Genomic DNA, 26,188 nt, shown 5'->3' with positions numbered 1-26,188 from the left:
CGTCCTCGCGGAGAAAAAGTCAGCATGAGCAACAAGATGTGGGGTGGCCGGTTCGAGACCGGACCGGACGCGATCATGGAGGAGATCAACGCCTCCATCGGGTTCGACCAGCGTCTATACGCGCAGGACATCGCCGGCTCCAAGGCGCATGCCGCCATGCTGGCCGCGCAGGGGATCATCACGGCATCTGATGCCGAAAAGATCGGCGAGGGTCTAGACACGATCCTGTCAGAGATCGAGGCGGGGCAGTTTACTTTCCAGCGTTCGCTGGAAGACATTCATATGAATGTGGAATCCCGGCTGGCGACCCTGCTCGGGGCTCCCGCCGGCCGGCTGCACACCGCCCGCTCGCGCAACGACCAGGTGGCGACCGATTTCCGGCTCTATGTCCGCGACACCATCGACACGCTGGATACGCAGATTGCCGATCTGCAGCAGGCACTTAGCGAGAAGGCGCTGGAGCATGCGGCCACCGTCATGCCCGGCTTCACCCATTTGCAGACCGCCCAGCCGGTGACTTTCGGCCACCATCTGCTCGCCTATGTCGAGATGCTCGGCCGCGACCGGGGCCGGCTCAGGGATGCCCGCGCCCGCCTCAACGAGTGCCCGCTCGGCGCCGCCGCGCTGGCCGGCACCTCGTTCCCCATCGACCGTTTCGCTACCGCAACGAGTCTTGGCTTCGACCGGCCGACCGCCAACTCGCTCGATTCGGTCTCCGACCGCGACTTCGTGCTGGAGACGCTGGCGGCGGCATCGATCTGCGCCATGCATCTCACTCGTTTTGCTGAGGAAATCGTCATCTGGACCTCACCGCTGGTGGGTCTGCTCAAGCTGTCCGACCGCTTCACCACCGGCTCCTCGATCATGCCGCAGAAGCGCAACCCGGATGCCGCCGAGCTGGTGCGCGCCAAGATCGGCCGCATCGCCGGGGCGTTCTCGGGCCTGCTGATGGTGATGAAGGGCCTGCCGCTCGCCTATGCCAAGGACATGCAGGAAGACAAGGAAGGCGCCTTCGACGCGCTCGGCACCCTGTCGCTTATGGTCGCTGCGACCGCCGGCATGGTGCGCGACATGGTGCCGGACGAGGCGAAGATGAAGTCCGCCGCCGGTTCGGGCTATTCCACCGCCACCGATCTCGCCGACTGGCTGGTGCGGGTGCTCGGCCTGCCATTCCGCGAGGCGCATCACGTCACTGGTCGCATCGTCGCGCTGGCGAGCGGGAAAGGCGTGCCGCTCCATAAGCTTAGCCTCGAGGAGATGCAGTCGGTCGAACCGCGCATCGCTCAGGAAGTGTTCGGTGTCCTGTCGGTGTCAAAGTCGGTGGCGAGCCGCGTCTCCTATGGCGGCACCGCGCCGAAGAACGTCCGCGCCCAGGCCAAGCGCTGGCTGAAGCTGCTGGCGAAGGGCTGAAGACGCGTCCCTCTCCCCGCCGGGGAGAGGGAGCGACGTCACTTCGATTTGCCGAGCAACCGCAGCGCGTTGGCGGTCACCAGCACGGTGGCGCCGGTATCGGCGAGGATCGCCGGCCACAGGCCGGTGATGCCGGCGATGGTGGTCACCAGGAAAAACGCCTTCAGTCCCAAGGCGATGCCGATATTCTGGCGGATATTGGCCATGGTCCGCCGCGACAGCTCGATCATCGCGCGGACATCGGCGACGCGGCCGTGCAGCACGGCGGCATCGGCGGTCTCCAGCGCCACGTCGGTGCCGCCGCCCATGGCGATGCCGACATCGGCGGCGGCCAGAGCCGGCGCGTCATTGATGCCGTCGCCGACCTTGGCGACGGTCAGCCCGGCGCGCTTCAATTCGCCGACAATCCGCTGCTTGTCCGCCGGCATCAGCTGGGCGCGCACCTCGATGCCGAGGTCGCGGCCGACCGCCTCGGCGGTGCGGGCATTGTCGCCGGTGAGCATCACCGTACGAATTCCCTGATCCGCCAAAGCCTTGAGCGCTGCCGCCGCGTCGGCGCGCGGCTCGTCGCGCATGGCGATGCCACCGAGCGCGATCCCGTCCGCCACCAGCACCGTGACGGTCTTGCCCTGGGCGTTCAGTGCCTCGATGGCGTCGCGGCGCTCCGCAGCCAGCGGCGCCCGCTTGCCGGCCGCTGCCGGCGAGCCGAGGAACAGCGCCCGGCCGTCCACCGTGCCCGTCACGCCTTCGCCGCCGATGGCGCCGGCCTGCTGTGCCGGGGGGGGCGTGATGCCCTTCGCCTCGGCGGCGGCGAGGATTGCGGCGGCCAGCGGGTGCGTCGAGCCGGCCTCCAGCGCGCCGGCGAGGCGCAGCATCTCGGCCTCGTCGCCGGAAAAGACAAGAATGTCCGTGACTTGCGGCTTGCCTTCGGTGAGGGTGCCGGTCTTGTCGAAGGCGACGGCGTTCACCTCGCGCAGCTTCTCCAGCACGGCGCCGCCCTTGATGAGCAGGCCGCGCCGGGCGCCAGAGGCCAGCGCCGCGGCGATCGCCGCCGGGGTGGAGATCACCAGCGCGCAGGGGCAGCCGATCAGCAATATGGCGAGGCCTTTGTAGATCCATTCGTCCCAGGCCGCGCCGAACAGCAGCGGCGGCACCACCGCGACCAGCGCCGCCAGCAGCACGACGAAGGGGGTGTACCAGCGCGAGAAGCGGTCGATGAAGCGCTCGGTCGGTGCCTTGCTCTCCTGCGCTTCCTCGACGAGGCGGACGACGCGGGCGATGGTGTTGTCGGCGCTGGTGGCGGTGGCGCGCATGGTCAGCGCCGCCTCGCCATTCACCGTGCCGGCATAGAGCAGGTCGCCCGGCGCCTTGGCGACCGGCACGCTTTCGCCGGTCACCGGCGCCTCGTTCACCGTGCTCGCGCCCTCCAGTACCGCGCCATCGGCGGGAATGCGCTCGCCGGGACGTACGAGGATGACATTGCCGACAGCGATCGCCTCGGCCGGAATCTCACGGGTGGTGCCGTTCTCGACCAGGCGGGCGACCTTGGGTACCAGCGCGGTGAGGGCGCGGATGGAATCACGGGCGCGGCCGGCGGCGACGCCTTCCAGCAGTTCGCCGACGAGAAACAGGAACACCACCATCGCCGCTTCCTCGGCGGCGCCGATGATCACCGCGCCGACGGCGGCGATAGTCATCAGCATCTCGATGGAGAAAGGCGTGCCGGCCAGCGCCGCCATCACCGCTCGCCGCGCCACCGGCAGCAGCCCGACGAGCATGGCGACGGTGAATATCTGGCGGTCATAGTCAGGCCAGATATGGCCGGCGACATAGGCGAGCACGAGCGCGCCGCCGCAGGCCAGCGTCAGCCGTGCCTTGGCGCTGCGCCACCAGGAGCCGGCCTCCATCACATGCACATGCCCGCCGGCAGCCTCGGAGGCGGGTTTCAGCGTGCTTCCTTGGCCGCGTCCTTGCCCGGCGTGGTCGTGATCTCCATGATCATGGTCGCCATGGCCATGGTCGTGATTTCCGTCGGTGCCATGCCGATGGCCGGCGTGATCCTGTGCGGAATGCGTGTGTCCGTGATGACCGTGGTCGTGCCCGCAGCCGCAGTCATGCCCATGGCCGTCATCATGAGGCTGCGTCGCCGGCACCTCGGTCGGGCGAACCAGAGGCGCGATGCCATAGCCTAGCCCGCTCACCCGCTTCTCGATGAGCAGGAGATCGGCGCCGCTATGCTCGACGGTCATGGTGCCGGCGGTCACCGACACCGCCACTTCGGAGACGCCCGAGACGCGGCGCACCGCGGTGTCGATCTTGGCGGCGCAGGACGCGCAGTCCATGCCCTCGATGCGGTAGCGTTGCTTGAGCGCCGACATGCGCGCCTCCTTGTCCATCAGCGAAGGCGACGCTACATCCTCTAGCGACTAGAGGATCAAGAGGCGATTTCGAGGATTTCGATATGGCCAATCTCAGCATCGGCGCGGCGGCGAAGGCCAGCGGGGTCAAGGTGCCGACCATCCGCTACTATGAAAGCATCGAGCTCTTGCCCAGCCCGCCGCGCACCGGCAGCAACCGTCGTACCTATGACGCCGGCGACGTGCGGCGGTTGGCCTTCATCCGTCACGCCCGCGAGCTCGGCTTCGAGGTGGAGGCGATCCGTGCGCTGCTGAAGCTGCAGGACGAGCCCGAGCAGCCCTGCGCCGCCGCCGATGCTATCGCCCGCGACCGGCTCGCCGAGGTGGAGCACCGCATCGCCAGCCTGCAGGCCCTGCGCGCCGAGCTGATTCGCATGGTGGAGGGGTGTTCGCACGGCCATGTCGGCGCATGCCGGGTGATCGAGATCCTCGCCGATCACGGCGAGTGCGCCTATCACCAGGGCGGCGAGCCGGCGGTCCTGGCCGGCCGGCTCGGCGGCTAAGCGCTCGGTATTCCCGTGCGTCAGCCCCAGACTTCGCGTCAGCCCTCGGCCTGGGGGATATGGCCGATGAAGGGCAGCTGCCGATAGGCGTGGGCGACGTCCATGCCGTAGCCGACCACGAAATAGTCCGGGCATTTGAAGCCGACGAAGTCGGCATCGATCTGCACCGCCCGCTTGTGCGACTTCTCCAGCAGCACGCACACCATCACCCGCCGGGCGCCGCGCGCGGCCAGCAGGTCCTTGGCGAAGGCGAGGGTGCGGCCGGATTCGAGGATGTCGTCGATGAGCAGGACGTCGCGCCCCTTCACCTCGCTGTCGATGTCGCGCAGCACGGTGACGTAGCCGGCCGACACCTGCGAATCGCGGTAGCTCGACAGGGTGATGAACTCCACCTCCGGCGCCAGCCCGGCGTCGTGCATGGCGCGGATCAGGTCGGCGGCGAAGACGAAACTGCCCTTCAGCACCGCGATCACCACCAGCTTCTCCGGCTTGGCGGCGACGATCTCGTCGGCGAGCGCGCGGTTGCGGGTGGCGATGGTCTCGGCGTCGAACAGCACCTCGATCTTCGGCGAGGCCGTCTGGGCTCCGGTATCCGCTTCGCTCATAATGTCTCCTGGTCGTCGAATGCGCGTACGGAAAGCAGGATGGACCGGGCGACCGCCCCGCGTCCAGCCACCCTGTCCGGCAGGCGGATTCCCGACAACGGCGCATACTCTATGTTAGGACAAGGCCGGCATGGTCGCCGGCGGCACGTGCTTATGTCCTGAGGATTGCAGATTGGTTCGTTTCGAGAATGTCGGCCTGCGCTATGGCATGGGCCCCGAGGTGCTGAGGGATGTCACCTTCGGCATTCCTCCGCATTCCTTCCAGTTCCTGACTGGTCCCTCGGGCGCCGGCAAGACCACGCTGCTGCGGCTGATGTTCCTGTCGCTGCGCCCGACGCGTGGCCTCATCAATGTGTTCGGTCGCGATGTTGCCGCACTCGGCCCGGATGAGGTGGCGGCGCTGCGCCAGCGCATCGGCATCGTGTTCCAGGATTTCCGCTTGCTCGATCACCTCACCACCTATGAGAACGTCGCGCTGCCGCTGCGGGTGCAGGAGCGGGAAGAATCGAGCTATCGCGCCGAGGTGACCGAATTGCTCGGCTGGGTCGGGCTCGGCGAGCGCATGCATGTGCTGCCGCCGGTGCTGTCGGGCGGCGAAAAGCAGCGCGCCGCCATCGCCCGCGCGCTGATCAGCCGGCCGGAGATCCTGCTCGCCGACGAGCCGACCGGCAATGTCGATCCGCGCCTCGCACGGCGGTTGCTGCGGCTGTTCGTCGAGCTGCACAAGACCGGCACCTCGGTGCTGATCGCCACGCATGACATTGCGCTGATGGATCAGTTCGACGCTCGCCGGCTGGTCATCAATCAGGGGCGGCTGACCGTCTATGAGTGAGGCGCATCACATCTCCGACCCGCTTTCCGGCGCCCGGCCCGGCCTGTGGGCGAGGCTTCGGGCGCTGCTGCCGGGCGGCCGCGCCGCCGAAGCCGGCGGCTCCCGGCATGGGCGCGGGGCGCGCGCCATCGTGCCGTCGGCCACCGTCACCGGCGGGGCGCTGGTCGCCGTGGTGGCGATCATGACATTTCTCGCCGGCATCACCATCGGCTCGGTGGCGGCGGTCCGGTCGGTGGCCTCCGAATGGACTGCCGACATCGCCCGCGAAACCACCATCCAGATCAAGCCCGGCGGCGGGCTGGACGTCGAGGCGGCCCTCGCCAAGGCGGTGGGCGTCGCCAAGGCGACCCCCGGCATCGCCGAGGCCCGCGCGCTCGATACCAAGGAGACGGCCCGGCTGCTGGAGCCGTGGCTGGGATCGGGGCTCGATGTCTCCAGCCTGCCGGTGCCGCGCCTCGTCGTGGTGACGCTGGCGCCGGATGCCGGCCCGGATACTGTCGAGGCGTTGCGTGCGGCGCTGGCCGAGCAGGTGCCGTCCGCCAGCTTCGACGATCACCGGCAATGGACGCAGCGCCTGTCCTCCACCGCCCGCGCGGTGGTGGCGATCGGGCTCGCCGTGCTGGCGCTCGTCGCCGCCGCTACCGTGCTGTGCGTGGTGTTCGCTACCCGCGCGGCGGTGGATGCGGCGCGTTCCATCGTCGAGGTGCTGCATTTCGTCGGCGCCCGCGACGGCTTCATTGCTGCCGAATTCCAGCATCATTTTCTCGCCGTCGGCCTGAAGGGCGGCGTGCTCGGCGGTGGTACCGCCATGGCGGTGTTCTTCCTGGCCTCGACCCTCCCGCACTGGATCGGTTCCGGCACGCCGGCCGATACGCTGCTGGGAGCGATGACGCTCGACCTGCGCGGCTATGGGGGCATTCTCGGCGCGTCGGTGCTGGTGGCGCTGGTTACGGCGGTAACCTCCCGCATCACCGTCTATCGGACGCTGCGCGGCATCAGCTGAGGTGGCCTATCCGTGACGAAAAGCGAATCAGCCTCGCCGCATCGCGACGCCGCGGCCCGCCCGGGTCGGGTCCGGTGGCTGCTGACGCGCGTCGCCGGCCTGCTGGCGGCGGCGGTGGTGCTGTTCCTCGTCGGCTTCGCGGCCTTCCTGTTCTGCATCCTCGGTCCGGACGACCGTACCGGGCGCACGGCCGACGGCATCGTGGTGCTGACAGGCGGCGCCGACCGGGTGGCGGAGGCGGCCAACCTGCTCGCCGACCAGCGCGGGCGACGCCTGCTGATCACCGGGGTGCATCCGGAGACCACGCTGGTCGAGATCGGCCGCACCGTGCCGGTGGCGCAGACGGTGCTCGACTGCTGCGCTGAACTCGGCCGCTCGGCGCTCAATACACGCGGCAACGCCATCGAAGCGGCGCAATGGGCGCATCGGCTCGGCTTCCGCTCGCTGATTGTCGTCACCTCGGGCTGGCACATGCCGCGCGCGCTGGTGGAGATGGAGCGCGCCATGCCGGATGTCGAGCTGCTGCCTTATCCGGTTGCCGGCGTCGTCCGCCCCGGACCCTGGGGCGTGCTCGCCTCCGGCCGCATGCTGCTGCTCGAATATGTGAAATATCTCGCCGCCTATGCCGGCATAAGGCCGTCGCCGGCGACGACCGACGAACTGACGGCGCTGTCGCGGCCTCACTCGCCGAAATCGACCACCTGATCGTTCAGCGGCAGCGCATCGGCCTGCGGTCCGGTCAGGCGGGCAGTGTCGATCCTCAGCGCCCGGCCGCTCTCGAGCGCGTCGTCCTCCTCGGGCGGCAGCACGCCCATGCCGGTGAAGCGGCGAAACACATAGGGCAGGCCGTTGGCATCGAGCGGCGAGGGGCCGTCCATCACGTGGAAATGCAGGTGCGGCGCCGACGAATTGCCGGTGTTGCCCAAAAGGCCGATGACATCGCCGGCCTTCACCCGGTCGCCGAGCTTCAGCTTGCCGCCATTGCGCTGCAGGCTGCCGCGCTGGAGATGCGCATAGAAGGCGAAATTGCCGTCGCCGATGTCGACGACCAGCATGTTGCCGCCGACATTGGCGGTGGTGATGCCCTTGGCAGGCTGGCCGGGCACCTGCTCCTCCGCCTCGTCATAGAGATTGACCACGGTGCCGTCGGCGACCGCATGGATCGGAGCGCCGTAAAAGGCGTAGCTGGCGAGCGTGCCCTGCGCGCCGTTGAACAGGTGGCCGGCATCGTCGAGCTTGACGAAATCGATGGCGAAGTGCTCGGGCACCCGCGACAGGCCGTTCACCGCCATCACCGCCCCGCGATGCGAGGTGATGGCGTCGCAGCAGCCATTCACCGCGACCCAGCCCTTGCCTCTTAGCGGCGCCTCGACCACCACCGCCGGCTTGCCGATGGCGAAGGGCGCGGTGGTGAAAACATAGTCCGACGGGAATGGCGTGTCGGCCGGCATCGGCACCGGCTTGCCGTCCTTGTCGGCGTCCTGGCGGGTGGCACCGACCCGGGTCGCGAGGCGTTCGGGGACCGGTGCGTCCCCCGCCAGCGCGACGTCCATGAACAGCGTCGCGACCGTGCCCGGCGCCAGGGTAGGCCCCTCGCCGCCGAAGCGCTGCAACATCGTCGCGAGCCGTTCGCCTTCCAGCGTGGCAAGCACGGTGCCGTCCGGCGTCACCGCCTCGACCTTGTGCAGGGTCACGAAGAGGCGGCTCGGATTGCCGATGGACAGCTCATAGGCGAGATGCGTGCGGTCATCGCCGCCACGCACCGGATGCGGCGGCGCCAGAGGCGCGACGGTGATCGAACTCAGCGTCTCGCCCTCGCGCAGCGATTGGGCGACGGCGGGCGCCAGCGCGGCAAGGGTGAGAAGGACGACGGCCGCGACGCGTAACATGGCGATACCTCCGAGCGAGATCGGCAACCTCGCCCAGTCCGTGCCGGACGGCAAGCGTTGTCGCGCTAGGTGGTCGCCAGCTCGGCGAAACGGGCCGGCCGCACGCCAGCGCGTGCCAGATCCTCGCCGCATGCGGCGGAGGCGAGATAGGCGAGCTCGCCTTCGCGCGGCGTGGTCAGCGGATCCAGTGCGACCAGCTCGGCATCGACCCGGCCGGGATGGCAGTGCACCAGCACCCGGCCGCTGTTGGCGGCGTCGGCGATGCTGCCACGGAACACCTGCGCGTAGGGCACCCGGTCGGAGAAGTCGTAAAAGCCCCGGAAGCTGTCATTGGTCGCGAGGCCGGATCGGGCCGCCCGCGCCCGCAGCCCGGTGTTGAAGGCGTCGATCACCGCCGCCTTGGCGAAGCCGGTACGACGCGCGGAGCGTTGCAGCTTTTCGCCGCAGGAGCGCAGCCAGGGCGACGTGCCATAGCGGCCGGCAAGCTCCTCGATCACCACCCGGCGTATGCCCGGCAGGATGTGGCAATGCTGGTGTCCGTCGAGAAAGTCTGGCGGCGCCCCCCAGACATCCTCGAAGGCATCGAGCTGGGCCTTTACTTCGGCGCGTACCGCCTCGAGCGGCAGGGTGCGGGTGAGCGCGGCACGGGTGAGCGTGCCGATGGAAGGCAATCGTTCATTTGCAGCAAGACCTTGCGCGCGCGAAAGCGGCCGCTGACCGGTCAGGGTAAGGTGCAATCCGACGTCGGCGGGCGCATGCCGCACAAGGCGTGCGAGTTCGTCGCCATGTCGCCGCCAGCCCGGTAGACCGGTCATCGCGCCGGTGGCGGACAGGCGCCGCAAGGTAATCAATTCGATGATGCCTGCGGAAACGCCACTGCTTAAACCGAAGTCATCGGCGCAGATTACTATGGGTGAAGTCGCGGATGCCGTCACTTCTTGAGGCCCTAAAAATATCGCAATTGATTTATACTTAACCTTGGAATAAGCAGCAAATAAGACCGCTGCCGACTATTAGACGTCCGAGCCGGAAAGTTCCGCAATGATTCACAGTACGCCCGAAAGCACGGCGCCGAATCGCGTGCCCCGGCTGATTTCGTTCGTCATCCCCGTCTATAACGAAGCTGGCAATCTCGAGGAGCTGCACCGGCGGCTCTGCCGGGTGCTCGACGCCTATCCCGGGCTCGCCCGCGAATTCGTCTTCGTCGACGATGGCAGTCGCGACGACAGCTTCGCGCGCGTGGCGGCGATCGGTGTCAACGACGCCGGCGTGCGCGGGCTGCGCTTCGCCCGCAATTTCGGCAAGGAGGCGGCGATGGCCGCCGGCTTGCGCGCGGCTACCGGCGATGTCGTGGTGCTGATGGATTCCGATCTGCAGCATCCGCCGGAGGTGGTGCCGCAGCTCATCGAGGCGTGGAGTCGTGGCGCGCAGATGGTGACCGCCGTGCGCCGCTCGCGCCGCACCGATCCGCTGGCCCGGCGGCTGTTCAGCCAGGGCTTCTACCATTTCTTCCGGCTGATGTGCGAAGTGGACATCCCCGAGGGCGCCGGCGACTTCCGCCTGTTCGACCGCCGGGTGGTCAACGCCATCAACGCCCTGCCGGAGCGCAACCGCTTCATGAAGGGCATCACCAGCTGGGTCGGCTTCCAGCAGGCCGATGTCGATTTCGAGGTTGCCGAGCGCACCAGTGGGGTGAGTTCCTTCAACTTCATCCGGTTGCTGCGCTACGCCGTGGACGGCCTGTCGTCCTTCTCCATGGTGCCGCTGCGGGTGTGGTCGTTGATCGGCGTCGGCCTCGCCGCGCTCTCCGCGCTCTACGGCGTCTATCTGATCGGCGAGGCATTGTTCTTCGGCGTCAAGACGCCGGGCTTCGCCACCATCATGGTCTCGACGCTGTTTCTCTCCGGCGTGCAGCTGATCAGCCTCGGGGTGATGGGCGAATATATCGGCCGCATCTTCACGGAAGTGAAACAGCGCCCGCTGTATATCGTCGCCGACGAGGTCGGCTATGTGCCCGCGACCTCGATTTCTTCTCCTTTTGCCGCTCCCCTTTCTCCGCTGGTTGAGACGCAGCCGTGACATTCGCCGCTTCCCGGCCGACGCCGGCCACCCTCGCCGGTCGCCTCGGCGTGCTCTGCTCGCGCGCCTGGCAGTCGCAGGCGCTGACGCGCGTCGTCAGTCTCGCGCTTTTCGCCGGGCTCACCGCCTGGGTGCTGGTGGTCTTCCGCGACTACGGCATCAGCAATGACGAGCCGGTGCAGCACACCTACGGCCAGCTACTCTGGCAGTGGTACGGCAGCGGCTTCAAGGACGACCGTGCCTTCCACTACATCAACCTCTATCTCTATGGCGGGCTGTTCGACCTGATCGCCGCCGGGCTGGAGCCCTATGTCAGCCTGCCGGTCTATGACCTGCGCCACCTGATCTCGGCCGGCTTCGGCCTCGCCGGGCTGGTGGCTGTGTGGCGCTGGACCAAGCTGCTGGCCGGCGAGAAGGCGGCGATCCTCGCCGTGGCGATCCTCGCCGTCACCGGCATGTATGGCGGGGCGATGTTCACCCACACCAAGGACGTGCCCTTCGCGGCGACCATGGCGTGGAGCGTCTATCTCGTCACCTGCGTGGCGGCGGCGTTGCCCGGCCTGCCGAGCTGGCGGACGGTGGCCGGCCTCGGCTTCGCGGTCGGCTGCGCGCTGGGGCTGCGGGTGGGCGGCGTGTTCGCGATCTTCTATCTCGGACTGACTGTCGTTGCGGCCGGGGTGATCCATCGTGACGTCCGGCTCGTGGCCCGTCTGGTGCTGCGTCTCGTGCCGGCCGGGCTGGTCGCGCTGACGGTGATGGCGCTCGCCTGGCCGTGGTCGGTGCTGCCGCCGACCAATCTCTTCGAGGCGATGGGCGCCTTCAGCCATTTCAGCTTCGACCTGAGCACGCTGATCAATGGCAAGGACGTGCCGATCGGCGAGGTGCCGGGCTTCTATATGAGCGAATACCTGCTCATCAAGCTGCCCGACGTGGCGCTGCTCGGACTGATCGCCGCTATCCCGTTCGGCGTGCTGGCACTGCTGCGCGCCAATGCCGACGACCGGCGGCGGGCGCTGGTCTTTCTGCCCTTGGTGCTAGCGCTGGCGGTGCCGGTGGCGTTCACGCTGGCCGAGCATCCCCCGCTCTATAACGGCATCCGCCACTTCCTGTTCGTGATCCCGCCGGCGACGATCGCCGCCGCGCTCGGCATCGCGGCGCTGTGGCGGGCGGCGCTGCGGGTCTCGCCGGGACTGGGCTTCGCCACCGCGGCGGTCGCCGGCTCGCTGTTCGCCTTCAACGCCGCGAGCTTCGTGGCGCTGCATCCCTATGAGTATGTCGGCTACAACCAACTCGTTGGCGGGCTGGCGGGTGCCGACGGGCGCTTCGAGGGTGACTACTGGTCGGCGACGATCCGCGAGGCGGCGACCGAACTGCGCGAGGGCGTCGAAGCCCATCCGCCGGCAAAGCCCTACAAGGTGGCGATCTGTGCCGAGGACGGCCAGGTGCAGCCTTTCCTCGGCCCGGATCTCGAGCTGACCGAAAGCTGGGACGACGCCGACTTCCTGCTCACCGCCCGCAATGTCGGCTGCGACAACCTCGTGCCGGGCCTGACCTACCGCACCATCAGCCGGCTCGGCGTGCCGCTCGCCATGGTGGTCGACCTCAGGGCGCGCCATTCGCCGGTCGTCGAGCCGCTGCCCTGGGACGACGATGCCGATCCGGACACGCCGGCGGTTTCCTTCCACGGTCCCGGCTCGGCGACCGTGGCCCGCAAGGTGCCGTGACATGGACCTCGCCGCCACCCCGCTGATCGCCCGGCTGCGCCATTTCCTGCTGTTCGCGGCGCTCGGCGCGCTCGGCACGCTGGCGCAATACGCGGTGCTGGTGGCGCTGGCGAGCGGGGCGGGGATCGATCCGGTCGTGGCTTCCACCGCCGGCTTTCTCACCGGCGGCGTGGTGAACTACCTGCTCAGCCGCCGCATCGCCTTTCGCAGCGACCGCCCGCATAGCGAGGCGGCGCCGCGCTTCTTCCTGGTGGCGGGCTGCGGCCTGGTGCTCAACGCGCTGATGATGGCCGGCTTCACCCGTGGGCTCGGCCTGCCCTATCTGCCGTCGCAGCTGATGGCCACCGGCCTGCTGGTGGTCTGGCACTATGCCGGCAACCTGCTCTGGACTTTCCGCCCGGCCCGCCCCTGACAAGGTGACAAGGCCGGCGAACCGTCCACGTCCGTTTCAGCTGCAGCAGGACTTGCTCGGGGAGGGGGCCGCCGGATCGTCCCGGTTGTCGCGCGAATGGGCGTTCTTCTCTGCCGGCAGGTCCATGGCGATGTTGCCGGCGAAGAAGCCGTTTGGCTTCAGCATGAAGCCGGCATATTCCACCGGCATGATCGGGAAATCCTCCGGCTTGCACACATGCGTGTGGCCGAAGGAATGCCACAGCACGAGGTCGGCATTCTCGATGGCGCGGTTCTGCTGCACATAGGCCGGCAGTCCCTGCCCGCCGGCATTCACCTTCGGATAGTCGCCGGAGGCGTATTTCTCTGCCGGGTGGAACGGCGTCACCCAGACATGCTTCTTGGCGAAGCCGCCGCGCCGGGCGACGAAGGCGTCGTCCTGCGCCAGCATCACCGGGGTGGGCGTCACCACCAGCTTGTAGCCCGTCGGCTTGCCGACGCTGTTGGCGGCGTTCGGGTTGGAGACCTTCCAGTAGCGGCCGGTCGCGCCATTGGCGAGCGACGCGGCGTCGCGCTCGCGCTTCAGCACCCTGGTCGTGGTGTCGAAGACGTTGCCATAGGGATTGTCGTCGCCCCACGGGCGCGGCACGAAGTCGTGCTCGGTGACAGTATTGCCGCCGCCATCGACGTCCATGTGCAGCCGGGCGTTGAAGAAGTGCTGATGGGTCGGCCCGCCCAGACCCTCGTCGACCATGCCGCCCCAGGGATAGGCCTCGCCCGGCGTCACCGCGGCGGTCTGGATGATGCCGGTGAGCTTGGCCTCCAGCTGGATGGTGCCGTCCTGGTAGAGATACCAGTAGAAGCCATAGTCGTAATTACCCACGGTGGCGAAGAAGGAGATCACCAGCCGGCGCGAGCGCCTGACTTCATAGATGCCGTTACGGAATTCGTAGTGCTTCCAGAGGATGCCGTAATCCTCCTCATGCATGCAGATGGCGTTCTTCATCAGCATGGGCTGGCCGAGATCGTCGGCGGCCGGCACGTCGAAATAATGGATGTGGCCGAGACAGTCGCAGCCGAGTTCCAGGCAGTTGGCGAGGCGGCCGAGGCCGTATTCGCCGGCGTCGAAGGCGCTTTTCCAGTAATGGTTGGCGGTAGGATCGGCATAGGGCACCACCATTTCGGTGATGCTGGCGCGGAAGATCACCGGCCGCAGCCGCTCCCCGTCGCGAATGCCGAGTTCGTGCAGCACCAGTCCCTCGCGCGGGGTGAAGCCGATCCGGAAGCTCCAGTTCTGCCACTCGACCTTCCAGCCGTCGACGGTGAAGCTCGGCCCTTCCGGCTGCACGACATGCAGCGGCTTCAGGCCCTCGCGCGTCTGGGGGAAGGCCTCGCGGCTGTAATTGTGCGGCTTCTTCGGAACCGGGACGATCTTCTCCTCGTCGATGAGGTGGATGATGCGGTTGGCGATGAGGTCGAACACCGCCACCACGCCCTCGATGGGGTGGGCATATCCGTTGTCGCGGATGTCGCCCCGCCAATAGGCGACGCAGCGCACGATGCGCTTGCCGCGTTCGCCGTCGCGGTCGAAGTAGCCGGCGGAGAACGGGTCGATCTGGACGAGCGGCAGGTCCGCTTCGGTGATGCCGCGCCTGGCGACGGCGGCCCGCCAGGCGGGATCGGCCTTGACGGTCTCCTCTGCCCGCAGGAACTCCTCGATCATGATCGGTGGCTGGCCATAGGGGAATTCGTCGGTCGGCAGCCGGTCATACGAGGCGACCGTCCCCGCCGACAGGTCGACGATGGCCTCGAAGCTGGCGCCCGAGGCGATGTCGAGCGTCAGCACGAAGGCGAGGCGGGGCGGCACGGTGCCGGCGCGGAAGCCGGCGAGTTCGGCTTTCGCCGGCTCTTCCAGCCGGACAATCGGGAAGCGGACGGTTTCGCCGAGCGCCTTCTCGGCCTTGAGGAGGGCGACCGCGGTGGCGATCTCGTCGAGATTCAGGGGATCGAGCGGATAAGCGGGAGCGGCGGCATTCCGCGTCGGGCCGGTGGAAGCCTGCGGCAACGTGTCGTCGAATGACATGGAGGCCCTCGGTTGGGTTGGCATTTCGCTTTCCGACAGAATGTCGACTGTTGCCGCTCCCTATATTGCTTGAGGCGCTGACGAGTCGATAATTTGCGCCGACGCGGCAATGGAGATCGGCGGTCGGGTGGGTTGGATCGTCAGCCGACCCGCCGCTGCGATCCGCGCCTCGGGAGCGGCGCGGGCTGGCGGCTTCCCGGGAGCCTCGCCGATTTTGGAGGAGACGCAGCATGGACCGGTTCACCGGCGGTTGCCTGTGCGGCGACGTCCGATTCGTGGCGTCGGGACGGCCCTACCGGGTCGGCCTTTGTCACTGCCTCGACTGCCGCAAGCATCACGGGGCGCTGTTTCATGCCTCCGCGGTGTTTCCGCAGGAGGCGGTGACGATCGAAGGCGAGACGCGCGACTATGCCGGGCGGTTCTTTTGCCCCCGCTGTGGCTCTTCCGTCTTCGGGCGCAGCGCGGACGAAATCGAGGTGAACCTGGGTGCTCTGGATGCGCCCGACCAGCTGAGGCCCACCTACGAGCTCTGGACCATCCGCCGCGAATCCTGGCTGCCGCCGTTTCCGCTGGCGCGGCGCTATGACCGCGATCGCGATGCCGCCGACCGCTTCGAGGAGTAGGGCGCCGAAAGCCGTGAGAGCGCCGCGCGGCCTGGCGGGGTATATGCCGAGCTCGGCATCCCGAACCGGGTGCTCGATCATCGCACGAGACTGACGGAAGCGAAGGACGCCGGACCATGACCTATACCCCTGCCGCCGACCGCTATGCCGGGGCGATGTCCTATCGCCGCTGCGGCACCAGCGGCATCGACCTGCCGCTCGTCTCGCTCGGCCTCTGGCAGAATTTCGGCGGCACCGACGTGTTTGAGACCGGCCGGGCGATCCTGCGCCGGGCCTTCGATCGCGGCGTCGCCCATTTCGATCTCGCCAACAATTACGGCCCGCCGCCCGGCTCGGCGGAGGAGATGTTCGGCCGCGTGCTGGCCAGCGATCTGCGCCCCTATCGCGACGAGCTGATCATCTCGACCAAGGCGGGCTGGGACATGTGGCCGGGCCCCTATGGCGGGGTCGGCGGCAGCCGCAAATATCTCGTCGCCAGCCTCGACCAGTCGCTGAAGCGCATGGGGCTCGACTATGTCGATATCTTCTATTCGCACCGGGTCGATCCGACGACACCGCTGGAGGAGACCATGGGCGCGCTCGCCCATCTCTATCGCCAGGGCAAGGCGCTCTATGTCGGTATCTCCTCCTATTCGCCGGCGCTGACGCGACAGGCGGCGGCGATCCTCGAGGCGGAGCGGGTGCCGCTGTTCATCCACCAGCCCAATTATTCCATGCTGAGCCGCTGGATCGAGGACGAGCTTTTGGGCACGCTCGCCGAACTCGGCACCGGCTGCATCGCCTTCTCGCCGCTGGCGCAGGGGCTGCTGAGCTCGAAATATCTCGCCGGCGTGCCGGACGATGCGCGCGCGGTGAAGCAGGGCTCGTTCCGGGCCTCGATGCTGAGCGAGGAGAACCTATCGCGCATCCGGGCGTTGAACGACATCGCCGGCGCGCGCGGCCAGACGCTGGCGCAGATGGCGATCGCCTGGGTGCTGCGCGACCCGCGCGTCACCTCGGCGCTGATCGGCGCGCGCACCGTCGAGCAGCTCGACAATTCGCTCGACGCGGTGAAGCACCTCGATTTCGCGCCGGAGGAACTCGCCGCCATCGACCGCCATGCAAAGGACGGCGGCACCGATCTGTGGCGGGTCTCCTCGACCCTCTGAGGGACGCCGCCGGCTTCAGGAGGCCGCCGTCTCGGCGGCGGCCAGCAGCGGCGGCTTGTGTTCCGGCCAGCGCGTCGCCTGGTGATAGTGGTGGCCGACGGCCAGCACCCGGGCGTCGGTACCGGTGGCGCCGATGATCTGCATGCCCATGGGCAGTCCCTGCGGACCGAAACCGCAGGGGACGCCGAGCGAGGGCAGGCCGATCAGGCTGACCGGCACCACGATCTCCATCCAGCGGTGATAGGTGTCCATTGCGTGGCCGTTGATCGCCTGCGGCCAGCGCCACTCCGCCGGGAACGGCCATACCTGCGCCGAGGGCATGACCAGCACGTCGTACTGCGTGAACAGCGCGGCGGCCTTCGCGTACCAGCGCGAACGGGTGAGGCTGGCGGCATAGACCTGCGCGGCGGTGATCGCCTGCCCGGATTCGATTTCCCAGACGGTTTCCGGCTTCAGCTGGGCGCGCTTGGCGGGATCGGCCCACAACGCACCCTTCGAACCGTTGTTGAGGAAGCCGCGCAGATGCGTCCAGGCGGTCCAGAGCTCCTCGGCCGGGAAGGGCGGGGCGAGGACATCGATGCGGGCGCCGAGATCCTCCAGCACGCCGAGCCCCCGCCGGCACAGGTCGAGGATGCCCGGCTCGCAGCGATAGGCACCGCCCCAGTCGCCGAGCCAGCCGACCCGCAGGTCGGACAGGTCGATGTCGAGCTGGGCGGCATAGGGCGCCGTCGGGCGGCCGAAGGGCACTTCTGGGTTCTCGCCGGCCAGCGTTTCCAAAAGGTGGGCGAGGTCCTCGACGGTGCGCGCCATCGGCCCGTCGGTGGCCAGCGTCGCCATGAAGGTGTCGCCGTCGGCATCGCCGGGGACGAGGCCCCAGCTCGGCCGGAAGCCATAGACATTGCAGAAGGCGGCGGGGTTGCGCAGGCTGCCCATCATGTCCGAGCCATCGGCGACCGGCACCAGCCGGGCGGCGAGCGCCGCCGCCGCGCCGCCGGAAGAGCCGCCGGCGGCGCGCTGGGTATCGTAGGGATTGCGCGTCACCCCGTAGACCGGGTTGAAGCTGTGGCTGCCATGCCCCCATTCCGGGGTATTGGTCTTGCCAGTGAAGATGGCGCCGGCGGAGCGCAGGCGGGCGGCGAGCAGATCGTCCTGCGCCGGCACGTTGTCACGATGCAGCGGCGAACCGAAAGTCGTGCGGATACCGCGCACGCTCACCAGATCCTTCACCGCCAGCGGCAGGCCGTGCAGCCAGCCGGCCGGCGGCACCTCGTCCAGCGCGGTGGCTTCCGCCATCAGCGCGTCCGGGTCGCGCGGGGCGACGATGGCGTTGATCGCCGCATTGACGGCGGGAAGACGCGCGAGATAGGCCGCCATCACTTCCGAGGGCTTCACCTGCCGGGAAGCGATCAGGTGCGACAGCTCGGTTGCCGTCCGGTCCATCAGCGACATCGATATCCCCTGCCTGCTCGACGCGCCGGCGCCTGCCGGTCGCTCATGCCCTAGAAGCGACGGGCAGGCGGGGAAATCAACCCCGATATCGGCGGGATCCTCGCCCGCTTTCAGGCGTCGCAGGTGCGGGCGACCGGGCGGGTGCGGCCGAGCCACACCAGCGCCAGCCCGCCGGCCGCCAGCAGGCCGCCGGCGACCGGCACGGCCGCGTAGCCGAGGCCGAAGCTGATCACGCCGCCACCGAGCGCCGCGCCGAGCGCGTTGCCGAGGTTGAAGGCGCCGATATTGATGGCGGAGGCGAGGCCGGGCGCCTCGGCGGCGGCCTGCATCACCCGCATCTGCACCGGCGGGACGATGGCGAACGCGGCGGCGCCCCAGACCAGCAGGCCGATCGCCGCGCCGATATGGCTGGTGAGCAGCAGCGGCAGCGCTGCCATGATCACCGCCAGCGCGGCGAGGAAGATCTTGGTGGCGCCATCGAGCGACCAGTCGGCCAGCCGGCCGCCGAGGCCGTTACCGAGGGTGAAGCCGACGCCGATCAGCACCAGAGCGAGGGTGACGAAGGTGCCGGACGCGCCGGTCAGCTCCGCCAGCACCGGGGCGACATAGGTGTAGAGCGTGAACATGGCGCCGGCGCCCAGCACCGTCGTCGACATGGCGAGCAGCACGGTGGGGTGGGTGAGCACGCCGAGCTCGCGCCGCACGTTCGGCACCTTGCCGGGCTCGCCGCGCGGCAGGGCCAGCCACAGCGCGGCGATGGCGACAAGGCCCAGCACGGCGGTGCCGGCGAAGGCCATGCGCCAGCCGATCTGCTGGCCGATCCAGGTGGCAGCCGGCACGCCGCCGATATTGGCGATGGTCAGACCCATGAACATGGTGGCTACCGCGCTCGCCTGCTTCTCCCTCGGCACCACGCTCGCCGCGACGATGGCGCCGAGGCCGAAGAAGGCACCATGGTTGAGGCTGGTGACGAGGCGGGAGGCCAGCAGCGTATAGTAGTCCGGCGACAGCGCGGAGAGCAGGTTGCCGAGGGTGAAGATTCCCATGAGCAGCATCAGCGCGGTGCGCTTGCCGAACCGGCTGAAGGCCAGCGTCATCACCGGGGCGCCGATCATCACGCCGATGGCGTAGGCGCTGACCAGCAGCCCGGCGGTGGGGATCGAGACGTCGACCCCCTGGGCGATGACCGGCAGCAATCCCATCGGGGCGAATTCGGTGGTGCCGATGCCGAAGGCGCCGATGGCGAGGGCGAGCAGCGGCCAGTTGAACCCGTTCGCCTCGCGCGTTCCGGGTCGGGCCTTCGAAGTTGTCGCGTCCATTTCTTGCTTCCTGCTTGTCGGTTCGCGGCTCAGTCGTCCCAGGCGGGAGCGAGGCCGGGCGGGCTGACCAGCCGTCCGCCCGGCCGGGCGAGCGAGGCGATCGTCGCCATCTCCTCGTCGCTGAGGGCGAAGTCGAACACGGCGATGTTCTCGGCGACCCGTTCGGGCTTCGCCGTCTTGGACAGCGCGACGAAGCCCTGCTGGATCAGCCAGCGCAGCCCGACCTGCGCGGCGGTCTTGCCGTGCCGGGCGCCGATGGCGGCCAGCTTCGGATCGCGCGGCACCTCGCCGTCGGCCATGCCGAAATAGGCGGTCAGGCTAACATTCGCCGCGGCGGCAGCTTTCGTCATCGCCCGCTGGTCGAGATAGGGATGCATCTCGATCTGGTTGGTGACGATGGGGGCAGCGCTCAGCGCCACGGATTCGCGCAGCTGGGCGACGTTCTGGTTGCTGACGCCGATGAAGCGGGTGAGGCCGGCGGCGTGCACCTCGTTCAGCATGGCGATCTGCTCGGCGATGGCGACCTTGTCGCCCGGCCAGTGCAGCAGCAGGAGATCCACCTGGTCGACCTTCAGCTTGTCGAGGCTCTCGGCCACCGAGGCAGCGAAGCGGTCCGGGCTGTACTTGTCGACCCAGACCTTGGTCGTCAGGAACAGCTGGTCGCGCCGCGCGCCGGCCGCCTGCAGCGCGCGGCCGAGCGCCGCCTCGTTGCCATAGATCTGCGCGGTGTCGAAATGGGTGAAGCCGGCCTCGAGCGCGGCGGGGACCACCTGCTCCACCTCGGCTTCCGACATGCGGAAGACGCCGAAGCCGAGCGCGGGAATCGCGGCACCCCTGACGGTGACGGTCTGCATGGATAGTCTCCTGATGATCAGACGACCTCGGCCGCCTCGAACGCTTCCGGTGCCGGAAGCATCTTCCACGCCAGGGCGCGGGTTGTCCGGTCGGCGGAATCGGGGGCGGTACGGTCTTGCATGATCCCCACATAGTGCCGTCCCGCCGCCGTGAGAACACGTCCGGCCTCACAGCATCTGTGAAATCGTTTCACAGGCGGCTGTTCCGGCGCATGCGGGCCTCGGCGATGCCCCGTCCGTGGCTCGTCGGGACGGTCGATGCTCAACATTTGGACCCGGGCGAATATTGCCTTGCCGGTGCCCATCGGTCATGCCTGTATATACAGGTCGCGACCGCCAAGCAGGGCAGCAGGAAGCAGGGCATGCAGATCGTCTCCGCCGCGGACGCGGCGCGTCTTCTGAAGGATGGCATGACCGTCGCGGCGGCCGGATTCGGCGGCTGCTGCCATCCCGAGGCGATCTCCGCCGCCGTCGAGGCGCGCTATCTGTCCGAAGCAGCGCCGCGCGGGCTGACCCTTTTGTTCGCCGCCAGCACCGGCGACCGCAAGACGCGCGGCATGGGGCATTTCGGCCATGAGGGCCTGGTGCGGCGGGTGATTGCCGGCGGCTGGCGCGGCACCCCCCGGCTGGGCGAACTCGCCGTCGCCGACAAGATCGAGGCCTATTGCTGGCCGCAGGGCGTCATCGCCCAGCTCTACCGGGCGATCGCCGCCGGCCAGCCCGGCGTCGTCACCCATATCGGGCTCGGCTCCTTCATGGATCCGCGCCATGGCGGCGGACGGCTGAATGCCGCGACCACCGCCGAGCTGGTCGAGCGGGTGACGCTGCGCGGCCGCGACTGGCTGCTCTATCCCGCTTTGCCGATCGACTGCGCGCTGCTGCGCGGCACCACCGCCGACGAGGACGGCAACGTCACGCTGGAGGACGAGGCGTTCTCGCTCGATGTGCTGGCGATGGCACAGGCGGCGCGCAATTCCGGCGGCATCGTGCTGGTGCAGGTCAAGCGCATCGCCGAGCGCCATTCGCTGCCCGCCACCGATGTCCGCATTCCCGGGGCGCTGGTCGACTATGTCGTGGTCTGCGAGGATCCCGCCCAGCATGGCGTGAGCTTCGGCGAGACCGACAACCTCGCCTATACCGGGCGCTTCCGGGCGGCGGTCAGCCGGCTCGATCCGCTGCCGCTCACCCTCGACAAGGTCATCCAGCGCCGTGGCTTCCTGGAGCTCCCCGGGCATCGCCACCCGACCATCAATCTCGGCATCGGCATCGCCGCCGGCATCGGCCGGATCGCCCGCGAGGAAGGCTTCGACGACTACACCGTCACCATCGAATCCGGGGTGATCGGCGGCATTCCGGCCGAGGAGCTATCCTTCGGGGCGGCGGTCAATCCGAGCGCGGTGATCCCGCAGGCCTCGCAGTTCGATTTCTACGACGGCGGCGGGCTCGACGTCGCCTTCCTGGGCATGGCGGAGGTCGATGCGCGCGGCGCGGTGAATGTCAGCCGCTTCGGCCGCACCATCGTCGGCGTCGGCGGCTTCACCAATATCGCGCAGAGCGCCGGCAGCGTTGCCTATCTCGGTTCCTTCTCGCGCGGCGGCGCCGATATCCGCATCGTCGAGGGCGGGCTGTCGATCATGAAGGACGGCGACGCCTGCAAGATCGTCGAGAAGGTGGCGCAGGTCAGCTCCGATCCGGCCGCCGCACCGGCGGGGCAGCGCCAGCTCGTCATCACCGAGCGGGCGGTGTTCGAGGTCGTCGAGGGCCGGCTGACGCTGACCGAGGTGGCGCCGGGGATCGACCCGCGCGCCCATGTCATCGACCGGTTGCCACCCGGCGTCGCCGTCGCGGAGCGGCTGGCGACGATGGATGCCCGCCTGTTCTCCTCCGCCGCCATGAAGGATGCCCGCCCGTGAAGCTCGATGAAGCCGTCGTCATCGTCACCGGCTCGGCCACCGGGGTCGGCGCCTCCTGCGCGCGGATGCTGGCGGAGAAGGGTGCGCGGGTGGTGGTGAACTACACCCGCAGCCAGGCCGAGGCGGAGGAGACGGCGGCGGCCTGCGCCGCGCTCGGCGCCGAGGTGGAACTGGTGCGGGCCGACGTCTCGGACGATGCCGAGTGCCGGATGATGGTCGACCGGGCCGTCGCGCGCTGGGGGCGCCTCGACGCGCTCATCAACAATGCAGCGGTGACGGTGAAGTCCGATCCGTTCGATCTGGAGACGCTGTCGGGCGAGGACTTCCAGAAGGTGTTCGGCGTCAACGTGGTCGGCACCTACCAGATGTGCCGGGCGGCGATCCCCGCCATGCGCGCTGCCGGCGGCGGTGCCATCGTCAACGTCTCCTCCAATGTCGCCTTCACCGGCGGCGGCACCTCGCTGGCCTACACCGCCTCCAAGGGCGCGCTCAACGCGCTGACCCTGGCGCTGGCGCGGACCTGCGGCCCGGAGATCCGGGTCAACGCGGTATGCCCCGGCGTGATCGACACGCGCTGGATGCGCCAGACGCTGGGCGAGGACGCCTATCAGGCGCTGGCCACCCGCTTCTCGGGCACCGCGCCGCTCGGCCGCGTCGCCACGCCGGAGGACGTCGCCGAGGCGGTGGTGTGGCTGGTCGAGGGCGCCCGTTTCGTCACCGGCGAACTGCTGTCGGTCGATGGCGGCATCCGGCTCGCCGGCGGGGTCCGCAAGCCGGCCGCCGGCAAGGGAGTCTGAGCATGCCGGTCTCCGCCCGCGATCTCATGGACTTCCCCATTCCCGAGGGCAGGGGCGTGGCGAGCGCTCGCGACGCCATGCTCTACGCGCTGTCGGTCGGCTATGGCCGCGAGCCACTCGATGCCGAGCACCTGCGGCGGACGCAGGAAAACGGCCTGGTGCCGACGCCGACTCTCGCCAATATCCTGGCGCATCCCGGCCCGTGGATGAAGGATGCCGGCGTCGACTGGCAGCGGCTGGTGCATTCCGAGCACCGGCTGACGCTGCATCGGCCGGTGCCCTTCGACACGCCGCTGGTCTCGCGCTCCCGCATGGTGTCGGTGGTCGATCGCGGTCCCGGCAAGGGGATGTTCGCCACCTTCGAGCGCACCATCGCGGTGCTGGCCGAGGATGATCGGCCGGACGCGGCGCTGGTCGCCACCATCCTGCAGACCAATGCCTGCCGCGGCGATGGCGGCTGCGGCTCGGCCGGCACGCCGCTGGCGCCGCTGCCGCCGGTACCGGAGCGGGCGCCCGATGCGCTGCTGTCGCTGGCGGTGGCCGGCGATGCCGCGCTGCTCTACCGCCTGAACGGCGATCGCAACCCGCTGCATTCCGATCCCGCCTATGCGCTTCAGGCCGGCTTCCTGCGTCCCATCCTGCACGGCCTGTGCAGCTTCGGCCTTGCCGGCTATGCGATCGGCCGGCTCATGGGAGCGCCCGGCCTCGCCGATGTGAGCGCCATCGCCGCCCGTTTCACCGGCGTGGTGTATCCCGGCGACACGTTGGAAGTGGCGGTCTGGCAGGCGGGCAACGAGCTGCACTTCCGGGTGCGGGTGCCGGCGCGGGATGTCACCGTGCTCGACCACGGCACGGCGAGGCTGGCGCGATGAAGACCCGGCCGGCGGGTGACGCGCCGCATTATCTGCGCATCAAGGACAACATCGTCGCGCTGATCGCCGAGGGCAAGCTCAAGCCCGGCGACCGCGTCTATTCCGAAAGCGAGCTGGTCTCCGCCTTCGGGGTCAGCCGGATGACCGCCAACCGCGCCTTGCGCGAGCTGATGTTCGAGGGCGTGCTGACGCGTTCCGCCGGGCTCGGCACCTTCGTGTCCTCGCAGCGGCAGGATGTCGATCTCCTGCAGATCCGCAACATCGCCGAGGAGATCTCCGGCCGCGGCCATGCGCACACCGCCCGGGTGGTGGTCGCCGAGCGCATCGCGGCGGATGCTGGTGTCGCCCAGTCGCTGGACATCGCGGCCGGCATCGAGGTGATGCGCACGCTGATCGTCCATCTGGAGGACGACCAGCCGATCCAGATGGAGGAGCGCTACGTCAATCCTGTCGTCGCACCGGACTATCTCGCCAATGACTTCACCCGGATCACCCCGAACGAATACCTTTCGCAGGTCGCGCCGATCACCGCCTTCGAGCATTTCGTCGAGGCGATCCGGCCGGACGCGACGATCCGCCGGCTGCTCGGCGTCAAGCCGGACCAGCCATGCCTGCGGGTGTTCCGCCGCACGTGGTCGGGCGAGGCGGTGGTGACCTGTGCGCTGCTCTCCTATCCCGGCGACAAGTACCGGCTGGAAGCCCGTTCGCGTGAATGTCCGGCCAAACCCGTCCGCCTGCCGCAGGAGTCCATGCCATGACCGCCACCGGGAACGCCGTCTCGTTTTCGGGCTCCGCCCCCTTGACCGGGGACATCGCCGCCATCGCCCGGCGCGATGCCCGCCTCGTGGTCTCGCCTGAGGTCGAGGCGCGGATCGCCGCCGCCCGGGCGGTGGTGGACCGCTATGTCGCCGCCGAGGTGCCGGTCTACGGCCTGACGACCGGGCTCGGCGCCGGCGTCGACACCAAGCTGGCGGTGGACGATCTCGTCGCCTTCCAGTTGCGGGTGCCGCAGGCCCGCGCCGTGGGCGTCGGCGCGGCCCTGCCGCGCGAGGCGGTACGGGCGATGATGGCGGTGCGCGTCGCCAGCATGGCCGCCGGCGGTTCCGGCGTGTCGCCGCCGGTCTTCGCCGGCCTCGTCGCGGCGCTGAATGCCGGCGTGCATCCGGTGGTGCCCTCGCTCGGTTCGATCGGCGCCGCCGATCTCGCACCGCTCGCCCATATGGGGCGGGCGCTGCTGGGCGACGGCGAGGCGGAATATCGCGGCACCGTCATGCCGGCCGGCGAGGCGCTGGCCGCCGCCGGCTTGAGCCCGCTGCCGCTGGCGCCCAAGGACGGCCACGCCCTCGTCGTCGCCAACAGCCTGTCGGTCGGCCGGGCGTGCCTCGCTTTGGAGGATCTCGACCGGTTGCTCGCCTGGTCGCTGGCGGCGGTGGCGCTCAATTTCGAGGCGTTCCGCGCCAATGTGACGGCCTTCGACGACCGCGCCCTCGCGGCCCGGCCCGCCTTCGGGCAGCGCGAGGCCGCCGCCCGGCTGCGCGGCCTGCTGGCGGGCGGCTCGCTGCTCGCCGAGGGCGCGGCGCGGCGGCTGCAGGATCCCCTGAGCTATCGCTGCGCGCCGCAGGTGTGGGGCGCGCTGATCCATGCGCTCGCCGAGGCGCGCGAGGCGACGCGGATCGAGATCGCCAGCTCGGGCGACAATCCGGTGGTGCTCGCCGAGGAAGGCCTCATCCTGTCGCATGGCAATTTCGACATGACCGCCTTCGTGCTGGCCTGGGAGCGGCTCGGCCAGGCGCTGGCCCACTGCGCCGCCGCCATCGCCTGGCGCACGATGAAGATCACCTCGGCCGGCTTTTCCGACCTGCCGCGCTTCCTCACCCCGCTCGGGCAGAGCCGCACCGGCTTCGCGACGGTGCAGAAGACCGTCTCGTTGCTGGAGGTGGAGATCCGCAGCCTCGCCGCGCCGGTCTCGCTCACCCCGATCCCGGTCGCCGACGGGGTGGAGGACCAGGCGTCGCTGGCCCCCAGCGTCCTCGCCAAGATCGAGGCGATGATCGAGCGGATGCGCTACCTCGTCGCCATCGAGCTCGCCGCCTCCGCCCAGGCGGTGGAACTGCGCGGCGTGGCCGGCGAATTGGGAGCCGGCACCGGCGAGGTCTATCGCGCGATCCGCGCGCGCGTCGCGCCGCTGCACGAGGACCGCTCGCAGGCCGCCGATTTCACCGCCATCGCCGCCTTGGTCGAAACATCCGAACCCTAGCCGCCGCCATACCCATTCCTC

General features: G+C 69.1%; 23 protein-coding genes. 15 read left to right on the top strand and 8 right to left on the bottom strand.

Annotated elements, in window-relative coordinates; translation table 11 throughout:
• The first annotated feature begins 24 nt into the window (after window positions 1-24).
• Window positions 25-1,410, top strand: a complete 1,386-nt coding sequence (gene argH, locus LGR54_RS00940; protein WP_230360113.1) for an argininosuccinate lyase — start codon at window positions 25-27, stop codon at window positions 1,408-1,410.
• Between the two features lie 38 nt (window positions 1,411-1,448).
• On the opposite strand, the gene LGR54_RS00935 is transcribed toward argH, so the two are convergent.
• Window positions 1,449-3,788 carry a heavy metal translocating P-type ATPase gene (locus tag LGR54_RS00935; protein WP_230360112.1) on the bottom strand — a complete coding sequence of 780 codons (2,340 nt, stop codon included), beginning with the start codon at window positions 3,786-3,788 and terminating at the stop codon, window positions 1,449-1,451.
• A gap of 83 nt (window positions 3,789-3,871) precedes the next feature.
• Between LGR54_RS00935 and LGR54_RS00930 the strand changes: the two genes are divergently transcribed.
• Window positions 3,872-4,330, top strand: a complete 459-nt coding sequence (locus LGR54_RS00930) for a helix-turn-helix domain-containing protein (protein WP_230360111.1) — start codon at window positions 3,872-3,874, stop codon at window positions 4,328-4,330.
• A 38-nt stretch (window positions 4,331-4,368) separates the two neighbouring features.
• Here LGR54_RS00930 and hpt read toward each other — a convergent pair whose 3' ends face one another.
• A complete protein-coding gene (gene hpt, locus LGR54_RS00925; protein WP_230360110.1) occupies window positions 4,369-4,935 on the bottom strand; it encodes a hypoxanthine phosphoribosyltransferase in 567 nt (188 codons plus the stop codon).
• Between the two features lie 172 nt (window positions 4,936-5,107).
• On the opposite strand from hpt, the gene ftsE reads away from it, so the two are divergent.
• Genes ftsE through LGR54_RS00910 form a run of 3 tightly spaced genes read left to right on the top strand, consistent with a single transcriptional unit; the run spans window position 5,108 to window position 7,475 of the window.
• A complete protein-coding gene (gene ftsE, locus LGR54_RS00920; protein WP_230360109.1) occupies window positions 5,108-5,767 on the top strand; it encodes a cell division ATP-binding protein FtsE in 660 nt (219 codons plus the stop codon).
• Complete coding sequence (locus LGR54_RS00915; protein WP_230360108.1) at window positions 5,760-6,770, top strand: ABC transporter permease; 1,011 nt, start codon at window positions 5,760-5,762, stop codon at window positions 6,768-6,770. The genes ftsE and LGR54_RS00915 overlap by 8 nt, the downstream gene beginning before the upstream one ends.
• A 12-nt stretch (window positions 6,771-6,782) precedes the next feature.
• The gene (locus tag LGR54_RS00910) at window positions 6,783-7,475 is read left to right on the top strand and encodes a YdcF family protein (protein ID WP_230360107.1); all 693 of its coding nucleotides are present in this window, start codon (window positions 6,783-6,785) and stop codon (window positions 7,473-7,475) included.
• Here LGR54_RS00910 and LGR54_RS00905 read toward each other — a convergent pair.
• Both LGR54_RS00905 and LGR54_RS00900 read right to left on the bottom strand, forming a co-directional pair.
• On the bottom strand, window positions 7,451-8,659 hold the full coding sequence (locus LGR54_RS00905; protein ID WP_230360106.1) for a M23 family metallopeptidase: 1,209 nt from the start codon (window positions 8,657-8,659) through the stop codon (window positions 7,451-7,453). The two genes, LGR54_RS00910 and LGR54_RS00905, sit on opposite strands and share 25 nt — an antisense overlap.
• Before the next feature lie 65 nt (window positions 8,660-8,724).
• On the bottom strand, window positions 8,725-9,594 hold the full coding sequence (locus tag LGR54_RS00900; protein ID WP_230360105.1) for a ChbG/HpnK family deacetylase: 870 nt from the start codon (window positions 9,592-9,594) through the stop codon (window positions 8,725-8,727).
• A gap of 106 nt (window positions 9,595-9,700) precedes the next feature.
• Here LGR54_RS00900 and LGR54_RS00895 point away from each other — a divergent pair, with 106 nt between their 5' ends.
• The 3 genes from LGR54_RS00895 to LGR54_RS00885 are packed head-to-tail and all read left to right on the top strand — an operon-like array spanning window position 9,701 to window position 12,874.
• The gene (locus LGR54_RS00895) at window positions 9,701-10,738 is read left to right on the top strand and encodes a glycosyltransferase family 2 protein (protein WP_230360104.1); all 1,038 of its coding nucleotides are present in this window, start codon (window positions 9,701-9,703) and stop codon (window positions 10,736-10,738) included.
• Window positions 10,735-12,462, top strand: coding sequence for a hypothetical protein (locus tag LGR54_RS00890; RefSeq protein WP_230360103.1), 1,728 nt, complete (start codon window positions 10,735-10,737; stop codon window positions 12,460-12,462). The genes LGR54_RS00895 and LGR54_RS00890 overlap by 4 nt, the downstream gene beginning before the upstream one ends.
• Window position 12,463: 1 nt before the next feature.
• Entirely contained in the window at window positions 12,464-12,874 is a 411-nt protein-coding gene (locus tag LGR54_RS00885) for a GtrA family protein (protein WP_230360102.1), read from the top strand.
• Between the two features lie 36 nt (window positions 12,875-12,910).
• Here LGR54_RS00885 and LGR54_RS00880 read toward each other — a convergent pair whose 3' ends face one another.
• Window positions 12,911-14,935 (bottom strand): primary-amine oxidase, encoded by a 2,025-nt coding sequence (locus LGR54_RS00880; protein ID WP_230360101.1) that lies wholly within the window; start codon window positions 14,933-14,935, stop codon window positions 12,911-12,913.
• Window positions 14,936-15,165: 230 nt separating this feature from the next.
• Here LGR54_RS00880 and LGR54_RS00875 point away from each other — a divergent pair, with 230 nt between their 5' ends.
• Window positions 15,166-15,558, top strand: a complete 393-nt coding sequence (locus tag LGR54_RS00875; RefSeq protein WP_230360100.1) for a GFA family protein — start codon at window positions 15,166-15,168, stop codon at window positions 15,556-15,558.
• A gap of 116 nt (window positions 15,559-15,674) precedes the next feature.
• Entirely contained in the window at window positions 15,675-16,706 is a 1,032-nt protein-coding gene (gene mgrA, locus LGR54_RS00870; RefSeq protein ID WP_230360099.1) for an L-glyceraldehyde 3-phosphate reductase, read from the top strand.
• A gap of 15 nt (window positions 16,707-16,721) precedes the next feature.
• Here mgrA and LGR54_RS00865 read toward each other — a convergent pair whose 3' ends face one another.
• The 3 genes from LGR54_RS00865 to LGR54_RS00855 form a co-directional block, all read right to left on the bottom strand.
• Window positions 16,722-18,155 carry an amidase gene (locus LGR54_RS00865; RefSeq protein WP_230360098.1) on the bottom strand — a complete coding sequence of 478 codons (1,434 nt, stop codon included), beginning with the start codon at window positions 18,153-18,155 and terminating at the stop codon, window positions 16,722-16,724.
• A gap of 110 nt (window positions 18,156-18,265) precedes the next feature.
• Window positions 18,266-19,474: an MFS transporter gene (locus LGR54_RS00860; protein WP_230360097.1), complete on the bottom strand. Its 1,209-nt coding sequence runs from the start codon at window positions 19,472-19,474 to the stop codon at window positions 18,266-18,268.
• Window positions 19,475-19,503: 29 nt separating this feature from the next.
• Window positions 19,504-20,328 carry an aldo/keto reductase gene (locus tag LGR54_RS00855; RefSeq protein WP_230360096.1) on the bottom strand — a complete coding sequence of 275 codons (825 nt, stop codon included), beginning with the start codon at window positions 20,326-20,328 and terminating at the stop codon, window positions 19,504-19,506.
• 362 nt (window positions 20,329-20,690) lie between these two features.
• On the opposite strand from LGR54_RS00855, the gene LGR54_RS00850 reads away from it, so the two are divergent.
• The 5 genes from LGR54_RS00850 to hutH are packed head-to-tail and all read left to right on the top strand — an operon-like array spanning window position 20,691 to window position 26,167.
• The gene (locus tag LGR54_RS00850; RefSeq protein ID WP_230360095.1) at window positions 20,691-22,241 is read left to right on the top strand and encodes an acyl CoA:acetate/3-ketoacid CoA transferase; all 1,551 of its coding nucleotides are present in this window, start codon (window positions 20,691-20,693) and stop codon (window positions 22,239-22,241) included.
• Window positions 22,238-23,038: an SDR family oxidoreductase gene (locus LGR54_RS00845; RefSeq protein ID WP_230360094.1), complete on the top strand. Its 801-nt coding sequence runs from the start codon at window positions 22,238-22,240 to the stop codon at window positions 23,036-23,038. Before LGR54_RS00850 ends, LGR54_RS00845 begins: the two co-directional genes overlap by 4 nt.
• 2 nt (window positions 23,039-23,040) lie before the next feature.
• The gene (locus tag LGR54_RS00840) at window positions 23,041-23,910 is read left to right on the top strand and encodes a MaoC family dehydratase (protein WP_230360093.1); all 870 of its coding nucleotides are present in this window, start codon (window positions 23,041-23,043) and stop codon (window positions 23,908-23,910) included.
• On the top strand, window positions 23,907-24,668 hold the full coding sequence (hutC, locus tag LGR54_RS00835) for a histidine utilization repressor (RefSeq protein ID WP_230360092.1): 762 nt from the start codon (window positions 23,907-23,909) through the stop codon (window positions 24,666-24,668). Before LGR54_RS00840 ends, hutC begins: the two co-directional genes overlap by 4 nt.
• Window positions 24,665-26,167, top strand: a complete 1,503-nt coding sequence (gene hutH, locus LGR54_RS00830) for a histidine ammonia-lyase (RefSeq protein ID WP_230360091.1) — start codon at window positions 24,665-24,667, stop codon at window positions 26,165-26,167. The genes hutC and hutH overlap by 4 nt, the downstream gene beginning before the upstream one ends.
• The last annotated feature ends 21 nt before the right edge of the window (window positions 26,168-26,188 follow it).

The organism is Ancylobacter sp. Lp-2 (assembly GCF_020523795.1).
In the GTDB taxonomy this organism is placed as follows: Bacteria; Pseudomonadota; Alphaproteobacteria; order Rhizobiales; family Xanthobacteraceae; genus Ancylobacter.
This window is presented reverse-complemented; position numbering and strand designations above follow the sequence as displayed.